Origin of the sequence: Nocardioides sp. Root190, assembly GCF_001428565.1 — a bacterium.
Classification (GTDB): Bacteria; Actinomycetota; Actinomycetes; order Propionibacteriales; family Nocardioidaceae; genus Nocardioides.
Genome location: NZ_LMIA01000010.1, coordinates 445,570 through 459,139, shown reverse-complemented (window position 1 = coordinate 459,139; position 13,570 = coordinate 445,570). Strand labels below are relative to the sequence as shown.

Sequence of the window (13,570 nt, the reverse complement as noted above, 5' to 3'; positions counted from 1 at the left end):
GTTATAGTCGTGCCATAAAGTCGGGACTGCGCAGGCAGATCCCTTTCTCCGATCAGGACGGGACCCACCGTGGATTTCGATCTCAACGACGACCAGCAGACCATCCGCAAGGCGGTCGCTGACCTCGCTGGCAAGTTCGACGACCAGTACTGGTTCGAGAAGGACTCGAAGCACGAGTTCCCGACCGAGTTCTACAACGCCTTCGCTGAAGGCGGCTGGCTCGGCATCACCACGCCGGAGGAGTACGGCGGCCACGGGTTCGGCATCACCGAGGCCTCGCTGCTCCTCGAGGAGGTCGCCGCGTCCGGTGCCGGCATGAACGGCGCGAGCTCCATGCACCTGTCGATCTTCGGGATGCATCCGGTGATCGTTCACGGCTCGGAGGAGATGAAGCAGGAGAACCTGCCGCGCATCGTCAACGGCGACCTGCACGTCTGCTTCGGTGTGACCGAGCCTGGTGCCGGCCTGGACACCACCCGGATCACGACCTTCGCGAAGCGTGACGGGTCCGACTACGTCGTCAACGGCCGCAAGGTGTGGATCTCCAAGGCCATGGAGTCGGAGAAGATCCTGCTCCTGACCCGGACCGCGAAGTTCGAGGACTCCCCGAAGAAGACCGACGGCCTGACCCTCTTCTTCACCGACCTGGACCGCGCCCACGTGGACATCCGTCCGATCCAGAAGATGGGTCGCAACGCTGTCACGTCCAACGAGCTCTTCATCGACGACCTCCGGATCCCCGAGGAGCACCGCATCGGCGAGGAGGGCAAGGGTTTCAAGTACATCCTCGACGGCCTCAACCCCGAGCGCATGCTGGTCGCTGCCGAGGCTCTCGGCATCGGTCGTGCCGCCCTGCGGCGCGGTGTCCGCTACGCCAACGAGCGCGAGGTGTTCGGACGTCCGATCGGCATGAACCAGGGCCTGCAGTTCCCGCTGGCCGACTCGCTGGCCCGTCTGGACGCGGCGGAGCTCGTCCTGCGCAAGGCCACCTGGCTCTACGACAACGGCCTGCCCTGCGCACGGGAGGCCAACATGGCCAAGTACCTCTGCGCCGACGCCGGCTTCGACGCCGCGGACCGGGCACTGCAGACCCACGGTGGAATGGGGTACTCCGAGGAGTACCACGTTGCCCGCTACTTCCGGGAGGCGCGACTGACCCGGATCGCCCCCATCTCCCAGGAGATGGTCCTGAACTATCTCGGTGAGCACGTCCTCGGCCTTCCCAGGAGCTACTGATGACCTCCCCCTTCGACCTGACCGGCCGGTCGGCACTCCTCACGGGTGCCGGGAATGGCATCGGTGCGGCTGTCGCGAAGGCCTATGCGCTCGCCGGTGCTGCCGTGATGGTGACCGACCTCGACAAGGACTCGGCCGCCGCGGTCGCCGCGGAAATCGTCGCCGCCGGTGGACGCGCCGAGTCGGCCGCGCTCGACGTCCGTGACGCCGAGGGCGCCGCTGCCGCTGCGCAGCAGGCTGCCGACCTGACGGGTGGGACGCTGCACATCGTCGTCAACAACGCAGGTGCCATCGCGCCTGCGATGTTCTCGAAGATGGACAAGGATGCCTTCGACTTCGTCGTCGGCGTCCATCTCGGTGGCACCTTCACCGTCAGCCAGGCGGCGCTGCCCTTCCTGGCCACCGACGGCACCGGCCGGATCCTCAACGTCACCTCTGCGGCAGGCCTCGTCGGCACCATCGGCCAGGTCAACTACAGCGCAGCGAAGTCCGGGATCCTCGGCGTCACCAAGTCCCTGGCCAAGGAGCTCGCGCGCAAGCAGATCACGGTGAACGCCATCGCGCCTCTGGCGGCGACGAACATGACCGAGAACATCCGCAGCAACGAGAAGCTCGCGGAGCTGACTCTTGCCCGGATCCCGCTCGGCCGCTGGGCGGACCCGGAGGAGATCGCGTCGACCTTCGTCTTCTTCGCCTCGGATGCGGCGTCGTACATCACCGGCCAGGTCCTGGCCGTCGACGGCGGAACGGTGATCTGACATGCCGCTCACCGGACGCGACGCCTGGATCGTCGAAGCACTGCGCACCCCGATGGGGAAGGCACACCCCGACCGCGGCTGGTTCCGTGACGTGCACCCGAACCAGATGCTCGGGGCCGTCTACACGGCGATCCTGGACAGCACCGGCATCGCACCCGGGGACGTCGAGGACCTGCTGATCGGTTGCACGGCGCCGTTCGGTGAGCAGTCCCGCAACGTGGCCCGCAATGCCTGGCTGCAGGCGGGCTATCCCCCCGAAGTCCCGGCGACCGTGATCGACCGCCGCTGCGGTTCAGCGCAGACCGCTGTCGAGATGGCAGCCGCGCTGATCGCCTCCGGGACCCATGACGTCGTCCTCGCGGGTGGTGTCGAGAACATGGGCCACATTCCGATGGACGCCGTCGTGAAGATCGAGGAGATGTACGGCGCCGCCTGGCCCGCCGAGCTCAAGGAGCTCTACGACTTCCCCACCATGGGGGAGAGCGCCGAGCGCATCGCCGAGCAGTGGGGCATCTCCCGGGAGGAGATGGACGAGTTCGCCGTCCGCTCCCACCGGCTCGCAGCCGAGGCCATCGAGGCCGGACGGTTCGAGCGCGAGATCATCCCCATGGAGCTCGACGGCGAGGTGCGCCTGAGCGACCAGAGCGTTCGGCCGGGCACCAGCCTGGAGAGCCTGGCCGGTCTGAAGACGATCTTCCGGCCCGAGACCGGCGCGGTGACGGCGGGTTCGTCCTCACCGTTGACCGATGGCGCGGCCGGGGTGCTGCTCGCCTCCGACGACGCGGTGCAACGGCACGGGTTCGCCAAGCGGGCCAGGGTGCTGGACCAGACCACGGTCGGTGTCGACCCGCTGATCATGCTGACCGGCCCGATCCCCGCGACGCGCAAGCTGCTCGAGCGCAACAACATGACGATCGACGACATCGACCTGTTCGAGGTCAACGAGGCGTTCAGCTCCGTCGCGCTCGCCTGGGAGCGAGAGCTCAAGCCCGACATGGACCGCGTCAACGTCAATGGCGGCGCGATCGCCCTGGGCCACCCCGTGGGTGCGTCCGGCTCCCGGCTCTTCGCGACCCTCCTGGCGGAGATGGAGCGTCGCGACGTGGAGATCGGTCTCGTGACGATGTGCTGCGGCGGCGGCCTCGGCACTGCGACGCTGATCCAGCGGGTCTGAGGCCGCGATGTTCGACGTCGCGGACTTCCTGAACCCGGGTGACGGAGTGTGGTGGGGCCAGGGCAGCGCTGAGCCCGAGCCCCTCGTCAACCAGGTGCTCGATGCAGTGGACCGGGTCGGCCCGGTGCGGGCCTTCTCGGGCCTGACCTGGAACGAGCGCCTTTCCGGCGACCTGCCCGAGAAGCTCACCGTGCTGTCCTACGGCGGACTCGGGCAGCTGCGGTCGCTGAGCCGGCAGGGCCAGCTCCAGGTCGTGCCGTGCCACTACTCCGCGCTCCCGCGGATGTTCGCGACCGGCCAGCTGCCCAACGACCTCGGACTCGTCCAGGTCTCGCCGCCTGATCGCGACGGCCTGGTCACCCTCGGCACCGGGGTCGAGTACGTCGCCGACGCGCTCCTCCACACGCGCACCGTGATCGCCGAGATCAACCAGCAGATGCCGCGCACCTCCGGGGGACCACGCCTGCCCCTGTCCGCCTTCGCCGCGGTCATCGAGACCGACCGTTCGCTGAGGGACGCGCCGTCGAAGCCGGCGGACGACGTGGACCGGTCGATCGCCCGCCACGTCGCGGGCATCGTGGACGACGGCGCCACCATCCAGATCGGCGTCGGGTCCTTGCCGTCGGCCGTCCTGGAGGCCCTCGCGGGCCACCGGGACCTCGGCTTCCACAGCGGGATGATCACTGACGGCGTGCTGACGCTCGTCGACAAGGGCGTCATCACGGGTGCGTGCAAGGAGATCGACCGCGGCCTCGTCGTCACGGGTGCCGCCCTGTGCAGCACCGCGGGCTACGCGCGTATGGGTGACGAGCCGATCCAGTTCCGCGCCGCCAGCTACACCCACTCGCCAGCCGTCCTGTCCCAGCTGCAGTCCCTGGTGTCGATCAACTCTGCGATCGAGGTCGACCTGCTCGGCCAGGTGGGCGCCGAGCTCGCCCGCGGCGTGCACATCGGCGCCGTCGGCGGACAGGTCGATTTCAGCCGTGCCGCCTCGCTGACAGGATCGCGCTCCATCATCGCGCTTCGAGCGACGGTCGGATCGGGCGAACGTGCGCAGTCCACGATCGTCCCGGCACTGGCGAGCGGCGTGGTCACCACCGCTCGCGTCGACGTCGACGCCGTCGTGACCGAGCACGGCGTCGCGATGCTGACCGGCTGCACCGTCGCCGAACGCGCCCTGCGCCTCATCGAGGTCGCGGCGCCCGAACATCGTGAGGGCCTCGAGCGAGGCCTCGCAGAGCAGGAGAACCGATGAGCAGCACCACGACCTTCCCCAACAGCGCCCGGGACGAGAACCGCACGGTCCACGTCCGCGAGGTCGGTCCGCGCGACGGCTTCCAGAACGAGCCGGAGACGATCGCCACCGACGACAAGATCCGGCTGATCAACGCCCTCGGCCGGTCCGGGGTCAAGCGCATCGAGGTCGCCAGCTTCGTGCGACCCGACGTCATCCCGCAGCTCTCCGACGGCGTCGCCGTGCTCCAGGGCATCGACGTCCCCGCCGACGTGCAGCGGATGGTGCTGGTGCCCAACAGCAAGGGCCTCGACAACGCCTTGGGACACCGTGACCTCTTCGAGGAGATCGCCCTCTTCGTCAGCGCGAGCGAGACCCACAACAAGCGCAACATCAACCGGAGTGTCCAGGAGACGATGGACGACGTCATGCAGATGGGGAAGCGAATCCTCGCCGAGGACCTCACCTACTGCGCGGTGATCGCGACCTCGTTCGGGTGCCCCTTCGAGGGTGCGGTGCCGATGGACCGGGTGCTGGGCCTCGCCGAGCAGTTCGCCGAGTCCGGCGCCACCGAGATCGGCTTCGGAGACACGACCGGCATGTGCAACCCGGCGTACGCCCACCGGTTCTTCGCGGCTGCGATCGAGCGCCTCCCCGGCGTCGAGATCACCGCCCACTTCCACAACACGCGCGGCCAGGGCCTCGCCAACGCGTACGCCGCCCTGGAGGCCGGGTGCCGCAGCTTCGAGTCGAGCTTCGGCGAGCTCGGCGGATGCCCCGTGCCGGCCGGCTCGACCGGCAACATCGCGACTGAGGACCTCGTCTCGATGTTCCATGAGATGGGTGTCGACACCGGTCTCGACCTCGAGCGCGTCATCGACGCCGCCCGGGACGCCCAGAGCACCCTGGGCCGCAAGCTCACCAGCCACTCGATCATCGCCGGGCCGGTCATCTGGTCCCCGGCCAGCTGAACCCACCACTCGAAGGAGAACACCAATGAGCAACCGCGTCGCACTGGTCACCGGTGGTGCCCAGGGCATCGGCAAGGGCATTGCCACCACTCTCGGGCGGGACGGCTTCCGCGTCGTCGTGGCCGACCTGAACCTCGCCGTCGCCGAGGAGACCGCCAAGGAAATCAGCGCGACGGGCGGTGAGGCGATCGCCGTTCAGATCGACGTGACGTCGACCGAGTCGGTCAAGGCCGCGGTCGCGACCGTCGAGCAGGAGCTCGGTCCGATCGAGGTCGTCGTGAACAATGCCGGCTGGGACGACTTCATGAAGTTCGTCCAGACCGACGAAGCCTTCTGGGACAAGATCCTCGACATCAACTTCAAGGGCGCCCTTCGAGTCATCCACGAGGTCGTGCCGGGCATGCAGGAGCGCGGCTTCGGGCGGGTCATCAACATCGGCTCCGACGCCGGCCGCGTGGGCTCCTCCATGGAGGCCGTCTACTCCGGCGCCAAGGGCGGCATCATCGCCTTCACCAAGACCCTGGCCCGCGAGGTCGCCCGCAAGGGCGTCACCGCCAACACCGTGTGCCCCGGCCCGACCGACACCCCGGCGCTGCGCAAGTTCGCCGATGGTGCGGGCGGCGGCGACGCCGAGAAGGTCATCTCCGGCATGACGAGCGCCGTCCCGATGAAGCGCCTCGGCACGCCCGAGGACATCGGCCCGGCCGTCTCCTTCTTCGCCTCGGACGGCGCCGGCTTCGTGACCGGCCAGACGCTGTCCGTCAGCGGCGGCCTCACGATGGCCTGAGCAGAGGGATGAATCACCCCGCCGACGACGTCGACTGGACCGCGAGCGGCCGGTACGACGACATCGTCTACGAGACCACCGTGGACGGGATCGCCAAGATCACGATCAACCGCCCCGAGGTCCACAACGCCTTCCGGCCGCAGACCCTCGTGGAGGTCGATCGTGCGCTGATGGCGGCTCGGGAGGACGAGTCGGTCGGGGCGATCATCCTGACGGGCGCCGGGGACAGGGCATTCTGCTCCGGGGGCGACCAGCGGGTACGCGGCGACAGCGGCTACAAGCTCGACGACAATGCCACCGGCCGCTTCCACGTCACGGATCTCCATGTCGCGATGCGACGCTGTCCCAAACCGATCGTCGCGATGGTCGCGGGCTGGGCGATCGGCGGCGGTCACGTGCTCCACCTGGTCTGCGACCTCACGATCGCTGCCGACAATGCCGTGTTCGGCCAGGTCGGCCCCAAGGTCGGCTCCTTCGACGGCGGTTACGGATCGAGCATCCTCTCCGACCTGGTCGGTCCCAAGAAGGCCAAGGAGATCTGGTTCCTCTGCCGGCAGTACGACGCGCGTGAGGCGCTCGAGATGGGGCTGGTCAACACCGTGGTCCCCCTGGCCGAGCTGGAGGCCGAAACGGTGCGCTGGTGCCGGGAGATGCTCGCCCTCTCGCCTCGCGCGTTGCGGATGTCCAAGCTCAGCTTCCACGCGCACGAGGACGGCTACGCCGGCATCCAGCAGCTGGCGCACGACGCCAATCTCCTCTTCTACGGCTCCGAGGAGGCGCAGGAGGGACGCGAGGCCTTCAAGGCTCGTCGTGCCCCCGAGTTCAGTCGCTTCCCCCGCCGGCCCTGACCGCCGTCGCCCACCACCATCGAACCGAGAGCAGGAACCATGTCCGAGAACCCCGTCGTCACCTGGACCACCGAAGCGCCCGGCGTCACGGTCGTGACCATGGATCGCCCGCCCGCCAACGCGCTGGGCATCCCGATCCTCGACGGTCTGCACGAGGCGATCGACGCGGCCGAGAAGGCCGGCGACGTCAAGGTCATGGTGATCACCTCGGCGCGGGACGGGTTCTTCGCTGCAGGCGCTGACATCAAGCACATGTCGACGATCGACGCCGATTCATTCCTGGCGTACGGCGACAAGATGCGCGAGGTCAACGACCGACTGGCCGCCTCGCCGTGGCTGTCGATCGCCGCGGTCGACGGCCTTGCCCTCGGGGGCGGGCTGGAGCTCGCCATGGCCTGCACGCTGCGGGTGGCCGGCCCGCGCGCCAAGCTCGGTCTCCCCGAGGTGAAGCTGGGGCTGATCCCCGGTGCCGGTGGCACGCAGCGCCTGACCCAGCTCGTCGGACGTGGTCGCTCGCTCGACATCATGCTGACGGCGCGCCAGGTCGGGGCTGCCGAGGCGCTGGCCATCGGGTTGGTGGACCGGGTGACCGAGGACGACGTGGTGGGCACGGCACTCCAGCTCGCCGGTGAGCTGGCCTCCTCCTCGCTCCCGGCCCAACTGGCCGTGGTGCGGACCGTCGACGCGGCCTTCGCGATGCCGTTGGCCGAGGGCATCGCCTTCGAGCGCGCCCAGGAACAGGGCCTCTTCGAGGACGGCGAGGCCGCGGAGGGCATCGCCGCCTTCGTCGCGAAGCGGCGCCCCGACTTCGCGTGACCCGGCACCGTGCCTGACGGCCCGGCCGGGCCTCGGCCGCCGGTCGACAGGACCACCCTGGTCGTGTGCATGGCGGCGGTCTGGATCCTGTGGGGGTCGGTCTACCTCGCCATCCGGCTGGTCGTCGACGAGGTCGACCCGTTCCAGGCCATGGCTCAGCGCTATGTCGTCGCTGGGGCGCTCCTCGCCGCGATCGCCGTGGTGCGCCGCGGCCGTTCGGCGCTGCGGGTCACACGCGCAGAGCTCGGCGGTCTGCTCGTCACCGGCATCCTCCTGCTCGGCTTCGGCAACGGCTTCCAGGCGCTCGCCCAGGTGCAGGGCCTCCCCTCCGGGGTCGCGGCGCTGATCGTGGCGACGGTGCCCGCCTGGGCGGTGGTGATTCGACTCGTCGTCGGAGACCGCCCCCCGAAGGCCACCCTGATCGGCGTCGCGATCGGATTCCTCGGGCTGGCCGCCCTGGTGGGTCTGGGGCAACGCACGGGGGAGGCGCTCCCGCTCCTGGGTGCGGCCTTCTGCCTGGCTGCCAGCATCAGCTGGACCGTCGGATCCTTCCTCCAAGGCCGACTCCGGGTCCCGGAGGACATCGTTGCGGTGGCGGCCTACCAACAACTGGTCGCCGCTGGTACGTCGACGACGCTGGCGATCGCCACCCGCGAGCAGTTCGGCACGGACTTCTCGCCACGAGGCTGGATGGCCATGGCCTGGCTGGTCCTTGCCTGCTCGGTCGCGGCCTACCTCGCGTTCGCCTGGCTGCTCTCGAACGTCTCGCTCTCGCTCACGGCCACCCACGCCTACGTGAATCCCGTCGTCGCCGTACTCCTGGGGGCGGTGGTGCTCTCGGAGCAGGTCGGTGTGGGGGTGCTGGTCGGCGGGGGCGCCGTGGTGGGCGCGGTGGTGCTGATCATCGGGTCCGAGCGCCGTACGGCGGCGACCCGGCAGATCCCTGAGAACGTCGCGCCGGGGTGATCGGGCGGCCGCTGTGCCCCCATGGGGGGACCCGCGGAGCTGTCACTGCCTCTTAGGAGGTAGAAGAACCCCTCCTTGTAGGGTCGAATAGATCAAACTGTCGGACCATACTTTGGTGACGTGAGACACACCGAGCACCGGTGGTCCATGACCCGAGGAGATCTCCGGATGAAGCGACGACTGCTGGCAGCGGCAAGTGCTGTCACCCTGGCAACGACCATGGCCGCCTGTGGTGCGGCCAGCGACAGCTCGGGTGGCGACAGTGAGGACGGACCGATCAAGATCGCGCTGATCCCGCCGACCAGTGGTGCGCTTGCGCAGTTCGGCACCGACGCCGTCAAGGGCTGGGAGACCGCGGTGCGCCTGATCAACGCGGAGGGTGGGATCGACGGCCGCAAGATCGAGCTGATCAAGAAGTCCAGCGACGCCGACCCGGCGACCACTCTTCGGGTCGCCAAGGAGGCGGTCACCCAGGACGGCGCACAGTTCATCGGCGCCGTCATGACCTCTCCCGAGCACGGTGCCCTGAACGCACAGCTCGAGGGCCTGGGGGCGATGTCGTTCAACGCCATGGGCAAGGACGACGCCCTCGTGGGTGAGCAGTGCTCGCCGTACGCCGTGCATGTCGTCCAGACGACGAGCATGGACGTGAACGCGCTCGCCGCCTCGCTGACCGAGCTGCCGGGCGAGAAGTGGGCCATCCAGGCCGTCGACTACGCCACCGGGCACAGTGCTGCCGAGACCTTCAAGGCGGCCGCCGAGAAGGCCGGCAAGCAGGTCGTGCTCGAGCAGTTCGCGCCGCTCAACACCACCGACTTCGGTTCCTACATCACCAAGCTCAAGGGCAGTGGCGCGGACGCGGTGTTCGCCGTGGAGTTCGGCGCGGACGGCGTCGCCTTCGTCCAGCAGGCGGAGCAGTTCAATCTCGATGCCCAGCTCAAGACGGTTCTGGGCCTGAACATGGTCTCCGAGCCGCTCTTCGAGACCCTGGGCGACTCGATCGAGGGTTACTACAACAACGTCGGCTACGACGCCGCGGGCGACAACGAGCTCAACAAGGAGTTCGTCGAGGCCTACACCGAGGACCACGGCTCCGCGCCCTACTACGTGCCGGCCGACAACTACACCGCTGCGCAGATCCTCTTCGCGGCGATCGAGAAGGCGGGCAGCTCCGACCCCGCCGAGGTGTCCGAGGCGATCAAGGACCTGACGGTGGACACGGTCGTGGGTGAGGTCACCGTGCGCGGCGCCGACGGCCAGGTCCTGCGCGACTCCTACCTCGGTGAGGTCGTGAAGGGCGAGGACGGACTCGCCTTCGACATCCTCACCAACACCGATGCCGGTGTGACCACGCCCGAGCCCGACTCCGCCTGCAAGTTCTGAGTTGCCCGGATGCCGGGGTGCGCTGAGCGCGCATCCCGGCATCCAGCACCTGCGAAGGGACGAACGTGAACGCAGCACAACTGCTCAATGGCGTGGCCCTCGGGTCCCTGCTGATGGTGCTGAGCTCGGGGCTCGCCATGATCTACGGGCTTCGCGGCGTGGCGAACTTCGCCCACGGCGCGCTCTACATGGCCGGGGCCTACATCGCCTACTCCGTCTCGGACCGGGCCGGGTTCTGGCTGGCGCTCCTCGTCGTCCCGCTGGCGCTCGCCGTCCTGGGTGTCGTGCTGGAGTTGGCCTTCTTCCGACCCCTGCAGCACCGTTCCCACATCGAGCTGGGACTCATCACCTTCGGGCTCGCCCTGATGGCGGAGCGACTCGTCGTCCTGATCTGGGGCGAGAGCACGCTTCGCGTCAACCCGCCGGAATTCCTGCAGGGCACGACGAGCTTCGTCGGCATCGAGTACCCCAGCTACCGCTTGGCGATCATCGTGATCGCCGTCCTGCTGGCCGCTGCGCTCATCGTGTGGCTTCGGAGCACCTCCATCGGTCTGCACATCCGGGCCGCCAGCCAGGACATCGAGACAGCGGCGATCATGGGCATCAACGTCGACCGCGTCAGCCTGGTCGTCGTGGCTGTCGGAGCCGCGCTCGCCGGGCTGGCGGGTGCGCTCGCTGCGCCCTACATCGCCCTCGATCCCGGCATGGGCAACGCCTTCCTCATCACGGTCCTGATCGTGGTCGTGGTCGGAGGCATCGGGAGCATCGCCGGCGCCATGATCGCGGGGATGGGCCTCGGCATCATCCAGACCGTCACCACGGTCTGGTCGCCCAGCCTGGCCGTCGTCGTTCCCTATGCCGCACTGACGATCGTCCTGCTGTGGCGGCCCACCGGGCTCGCCGGAAAGAGGGTGTCATGACCACGACCGCCCCCACCGACGACGTCACCGAGACCATGGTGGCCGTTCCGCCCGCCGGTCCGGGGCGTTGGAAGGGAACTCTGGTCGGACTCGGCATCGCACTCGCCGTGCTCCTCGCGGGCCTCGCCGTGCCGTACGTCGTCACGGACACGTACCGCATGAGCCTCGTGGTCGACGCGACGATCCTGAGCCTTCTCGCCATCGGCATCGGCTTCCTGGCCCGGCACCTTGGCATCATCAGTCTGGGGCACGGTGCGTTCTTCGGCGCCGCGGCTTACGGCGTCGGCATCGCCACCACCAACTGGGGCTGGTCGCCGACGACCGCGGTCGGCTTCGGCATCCTCGTCGGCACCGGGATCGCCCTGGTGATGGGCCTCCTGGTCGTTCGCGCGTCCGGCTTCGGGTTCTTGATGCTGACCCTGGCCCTGTCCCAGGCGCTCTACGCACTCAGTGTGCAGACCTCGGCGCGACCGCTGACCGGAGCGCACGACGGCAAGCTGCTCAGCTACGACCGCGACCAGACCTTCCTGGGTCTGGGGCAGGCCGACGTCATGAACCCCGGCCTGTTCTGGCCGATGGCGTGGGTTGCGCTCACTGTTTGTGCCACGCTGCTCTGGGTCGTGGGCCGCTCCCGGTTCGGCACCACCCTCGAGGGGATCCGTGAGAACGAGGAGCGGATGCGCTTCTCCGGCTACGGCACCTTCGGGCCGCGACTGGTCGCCTTCGTCCTGTCGGGCGCGGTCGCCTCCGTGGGCGGTGCGCTCTTCGCCATCAACGCCGGGTACGTCTCACCGGACATCCTGGGCTTCAGCAAGGCCGGCGACTCGCTGATCGCCGCGCTCATCGGTGGCTTCGGCCTCTTGGTCGGGCCGATCGTGGGCACCTTCCTCTTCGTCTACGCGCAGGCCAACTTCAACTTCGGCGGCAACCTGCACCTCTTCACCGGCATGACACTGATCCTGGTGCTGGTCTTCATGCCCGGTGGCATCACCGGAACGTTCCAGAAGCTGTACCACCGCATGAGGAAGGGACGTCGATGACGATCTTCGAAGGCCGCGGACTGACCGTGAGGTACGGCGCGCATGTCGCACTGGAAGGTGTGGACATCGCGCTCGAGCCGGGTGTCGTGCACGGGGTGATCGGACCGAACGGGGCCGGCAAGTCGACCTTCATCGACGCGCTCTCCGGCCGCAAGCGCCCGTCGGCGGGCACGGTCACCTTCGAGGGTGCCGACATCACGCGCCGCTCGGTCCGGTGGCGTCGCGGGAAGGGCCTCTCGCGGTCCTTCCAGCGCACCAGCGTCTTCGGATCGATGACCGTCGGCGACCAGCTCGAGATGGTCGCCCGCCGCAACGACGAGCAGGACCTGGACGAGATCGTCTCGACCCTGGGTCTCGACGCGATCAGGCACCAGGTGTGCTCCGAGATCGCCTACGGCACCCAGCGCTCGGTCGACCTGGCCATCGCCCTGATCGGACGACCCAAGGTGGTGCTCCTCGACGAGCCGTGTGCCGGTCTCGTCCACGACGAGTCCGTGCGCATGCTCCAGCACGTGCGTGACGTCTGCAAGGACCGGGATGTCGCTGCACTGCTGGTCGAGCACGACGTCGAAGGGGTGTTCCGTACCTGCGACGTGATCACCGTGCTGGACCTGGGCAAGGTGCTCGCGAGCGGAGCTCCCGATGAGGTCCGTGCTGACGAGAACGTGATCCGTGCCTACCTGGGGAGTGCCGCATGACCGCCACGCCTGTCCTCGAGTTCCGTGGTGTGAACGCCGGCTATGCGGGATCGGTGATCCTGCAGGACCTGTCGTTTGCGATCCTTCCCGGGGAGACCGTCGGTCTCGTCGGCCGCAACGGCGCCGGGAAGTCCACGACCCTGATGTCGGTGTACGGCGTCCCCACCGTGACGGGGGAGATCCTCGTGGACGGGGAGCCGGTCGGACGTCGGGCCCATGTGCCCACTGCGCGCGGGGTGTCGCTGGTGCCCCAGGGCAAGCGAATCTTCGGCAACCTCACCGTCGAGGAGAACATCCTGCTCGGTCGCGCGTCGGGCCGGCCCACGACCTGGTCCACCGATGACCTGTACCAGCTCTTCCCGAATCTCGCTCGTGGCCGCAAGCGGCCCGGCACCTCACTGTCCGGGGGTGAGCAGCAGATGCTCGCGATCGCCCGCGCACTGATGGCGGGGCCGTCCCTGCTCATGCTGGACGAGCCGACCGAGGGCCTCGCCCCGGTGATCATCGATGCCATCGTCGAGGCGCTGAAGGAGATCCGGTCCCGTGGGACCGCGCTGCTGTTGGTGGAGCAGCACATCGGGATGATCCAGAAGGTCGCCGACCGCTATCTCGCCCTCCGCAAGGGGAGGCTCGCCGGCGAAGGGCCGGTGTCGCAGCTCGGCGACCGGGCGGTCCAGGAGCTGATCGCGCTCTGAACGGTGGAAATGTCTCCACCTCCAGGGCCTCCAAGTATGGCCTG

14 protein-coding genes are annotated in these 13,570 nt (G+C 68.6%); all 14 read left to right on the top strand.

Features of this window, described 5'->3' with window-relative positions; genetic code table 11:
* Nucleotides 1-69 precede the first annotated feature (69 nt).
* On the top strand, nt 70-1,236 hold the full coding sequence (locus ASE01_RS15065; protein WP_056753632.1) for an acyl-CoA dehydrogenase family protein: 1,167 nt from the start codon (nt 70-72) through the stop codon (nt 1,234-1,236).
* Nucleotides 1,236-1,994: an SDR family NAD(P)-dependent oxidoreductase gene (locus tag ASE01_RS15060; protein ID WP_056753629.1), complete on the top strand. Its 759-nt coding sequence runs from the start codon at nt 1,236-1,238 to the stop codon at nt 1,992-1,994. The genes ASE01_RS15065 and ASE01_RS15060 overlap by 1 nt, the downstream gene beginning before the upstream one ends.
* A 1-nt stretch (nt 1,995) precedes the next feature.
* On the top strand, nt 1,996-3,168 hold the full coding sequence (locus ASE01_RS15055) for a thiolase family protein (protein WP_056753626.1): 1,173 nt from the start codon (nt 1,996-1,998) through the stop codon (nt 3,166-3,168).
* Nucleotides 3,169-3,175: 7 nt separating this feature from the next.
* Nucleotides 3,176-4,423, top strand: a complete 1,248-nt coding sequence (locus ASE01_RS15050) for an acetyl-CoA hydrolase/transferase family protein (protein WP_056753622.1) — start codon at nt 3,176-3,178, stop codon at nt 4,421-4,423.
* Nucleotides 4,420-5,373 (top strand): hydroxymethylglutaryl-CoA lyase, encoded by a 954-nt coding sequence (locus ASE01_RS15045; RefSeq protein WP_056753617.1) that lies wholly within the window; start codon nt 4,420-4,422, stop codon nt 5,371-5,373. Before ASE01_RS15050 ends, ASE01_RS15045 begins: the two co-directional genes overlap by 4 nt.
* A 25-nt stretch (nt 5,374-5,398) precedes the next feature.
* Nucleotides 5,399-6,160 carry an SDR family NAD(P)-dependent oxidoreductase gene (locus ASE01_RS15040; RefSeq protein ID WP_056753614.1) on the top strand — a complete coding sequence of 254 codons (762 nt, stop codon included), beginning with the start codon at nt 5,399-5,401 and terminating at the stop codon, nt 6,158-6,160.
* 8 nt (nt 6,161-6,168) lie between these two features.
* Nucleotides 6,169-7,008: a 1,4-dihydroxy-2-naphthoyl-CoA synthase gene (gene menB, locus ASE01_RS15035; RefSeq protein ID WP_056753611.1), complete on the top strand. Its 840-nt coding sequence runs from the start codon at nt 6,169-6,171 to the stop codon at nt 7,006-7,008.
* Nucleotides 7,009-7,047: 39 nt separating this feature from the next.
* Nucleotides 7,048-7,824, top strand: a complete 777-nt coding sequence (locus ASE01_RS15030; RefSeq protein WP_056753608.1) for an enoyl-CoA hydratase/isomerase family protein — start codon at nt 7,048-7,050, stop codon at nt 7,822-7,824.
* A gap of 69 nt (nt 7,825-7,893) precedes the next feature.
* Nucleotides 7,894-8,790, top strand: coding sequence for an EamA family transporter (locus ASE01_RS15025; RefSeq protein ID WP_056753602.1), 897 nt, complete (start codon nt 7,894-7,896; stop codon nt 8,788-8,790).
* Between the two features lie 168 nt (nt 8,791-8,958).
* Nucleotides 8,959-10,173, top strand: coding sequence for an ABC transporter substrate-binding protein (locus tag ASE01_RS15020; protein ID WP_162260298.1), 1,215 nt, complete (start codon nt 8,959-8,961; stop codon nt 10,171-10,173).
* 65 nt (nt 10,174-10,238) lie between these two features.
* On the top strand, nt 10,239-11,093 hold the full coding sequence (locus tag ASE01_RS15015; RefSeq protein ID WP_056753597.1) for a branched-chain amino acid ABC transporter permease: 855 nt from the start codon (nt 10,239-10,241) through the stop codon (nt 11,091-11,093).
* Nucleotides 11,090-12,133: a branched-chain amino acid ABC transporter permease gene (locus ASE01_RS15010; protein ID WP_056753594.1), complete on the top strand. Its 1,044-nt coding sequence runs from the start codon at nt 11,090-11,092 to the stop codon at nt 12,131-12,133. Before ASE01_RS15015 ends, ASE01_RS15010 begins: the two co-directional genes overlap by 4 nt.
* Nucleotides 12,130-12,831, top strand: a complete 702-nt coding sequence (locus ASE01_RS15005; RefSeq protein ID WP_056753591.1) for an ABC transporter ATP-binding protein — start codon at nt 12,130-12,132, stop codon at nt 12,829-12,831. Before ASE01_RS15010 ends, ASE01_RS15005 begins: the two co-directional genes overlap by 4 nt.
* The gene (locus ASE01_RS15000; protein ID WP_056753588.1) at nt 12,828-13,526 is read left to right on the top strand and encodes an ABC transporter ATP-binding protein; all 699 of its coding nucleotides are present in this window, start codon (nt 12,828-12,830) and stop codon (nt 13,524-13,526) included. Before ASE01_RS15005 ends, ASE01_RS15000 begins: the two co-directional genes overlap by 4 nt.
* Nucleotides 13,527-13,570: the final 44 nt, after the last annotated feature.

What these genes read in the sequence shown, in the direction of transcription:
- ASE01_RS15060 (WP_056753629.1), top strand. Translation starts at nt 1,236, where the DNA reads ATGACCTCCCCCTTCGACCTGACCGGCCGGTCGGCACTCCTCACGGGT.
- ASE01_RS15055 (WP_056753626.1), top strand. Translation starts at nt 1,996, where the DNA reads ATGCCGCTCACCGGACGCGACGCCTGGATCGTCGAAGCACTGCGCACC.
- ASE01_RS15050 (WP_056753622.1), top strand. Translation starts at nt 3,176, where the DNA reads ATGTTCGACGTCGCGGACTTCCTGAACCCGGGTGACGGAGTGTGGTGG.
- ASE01_RS15045 (WP_056753617.1), top strand. Translation starts at nt 4,420, where the DNA reads ATGAGCAGCACCACGACCTTCCCCAACAGCGCCCGGGACGAGAACCGC.
- ASE01_RS15040 (WP_056753614.1), top strand. Translation starts at nt 5,399, where the DNA reads ATGAGCAACCGCGTCGCACTGGTCACCGGTGGTGCCCAGGGCATCGGC.
- menB (WP_056753611.1), top strand. Translation starts at nt 6,169, where the DNA reads ATGAATCACCCCGCCGACGACGTCGACTGGACCGCGAGCGGCCGGTAC.
- ASE01_RS15030 (WP_056753608.1), top strand. Translation starts at nt 7,048, where the DNA reads ATGTCCGAGAACCCCGTCGTCACCTGGACCACCGAAGCGCCCGGCGTC.
- ASE01_RS15025 (WP_056753602.1), top strand. Translation starts at nt 7,894, where the DNA reads ATGGCGGCGGTCTGGATCCTGTGGGGGTCGGTCTACCTCGCCATCCGG.
- ASE01_RS15020 (WP_162260298.1), top strand. Translation starts at nt 8,959, where the DNA reads ATGAAGCGACGACTGCTGGCAGCGGCAAGTGCTGTCACCCTGGCAACG.
- ASE01_RS15010 (WP_056753594.1), top strand. Translation starts at nt 11,090, where the DNA reads ATGACCACGACCGCCCCCACCGACGACGTCACCGAGACCATGGTGGCC.
- ASE01_RS15005 (WP_056753591.1), top strand. Translation starts at nt 12,130, where the DNA reads ATGACGATCTTCGAAGGCCGCGGACTGACCGTGAGGTACGGCGCGCAT.
- ASE01_RS15000 (WP_056753588.1), top strand. Translation starts at nt 12,828, where the DNA reads ATGACCGCCACGCCTGTCCTCGAGTTCCGTGGTGTGAACGCCGGCTAT.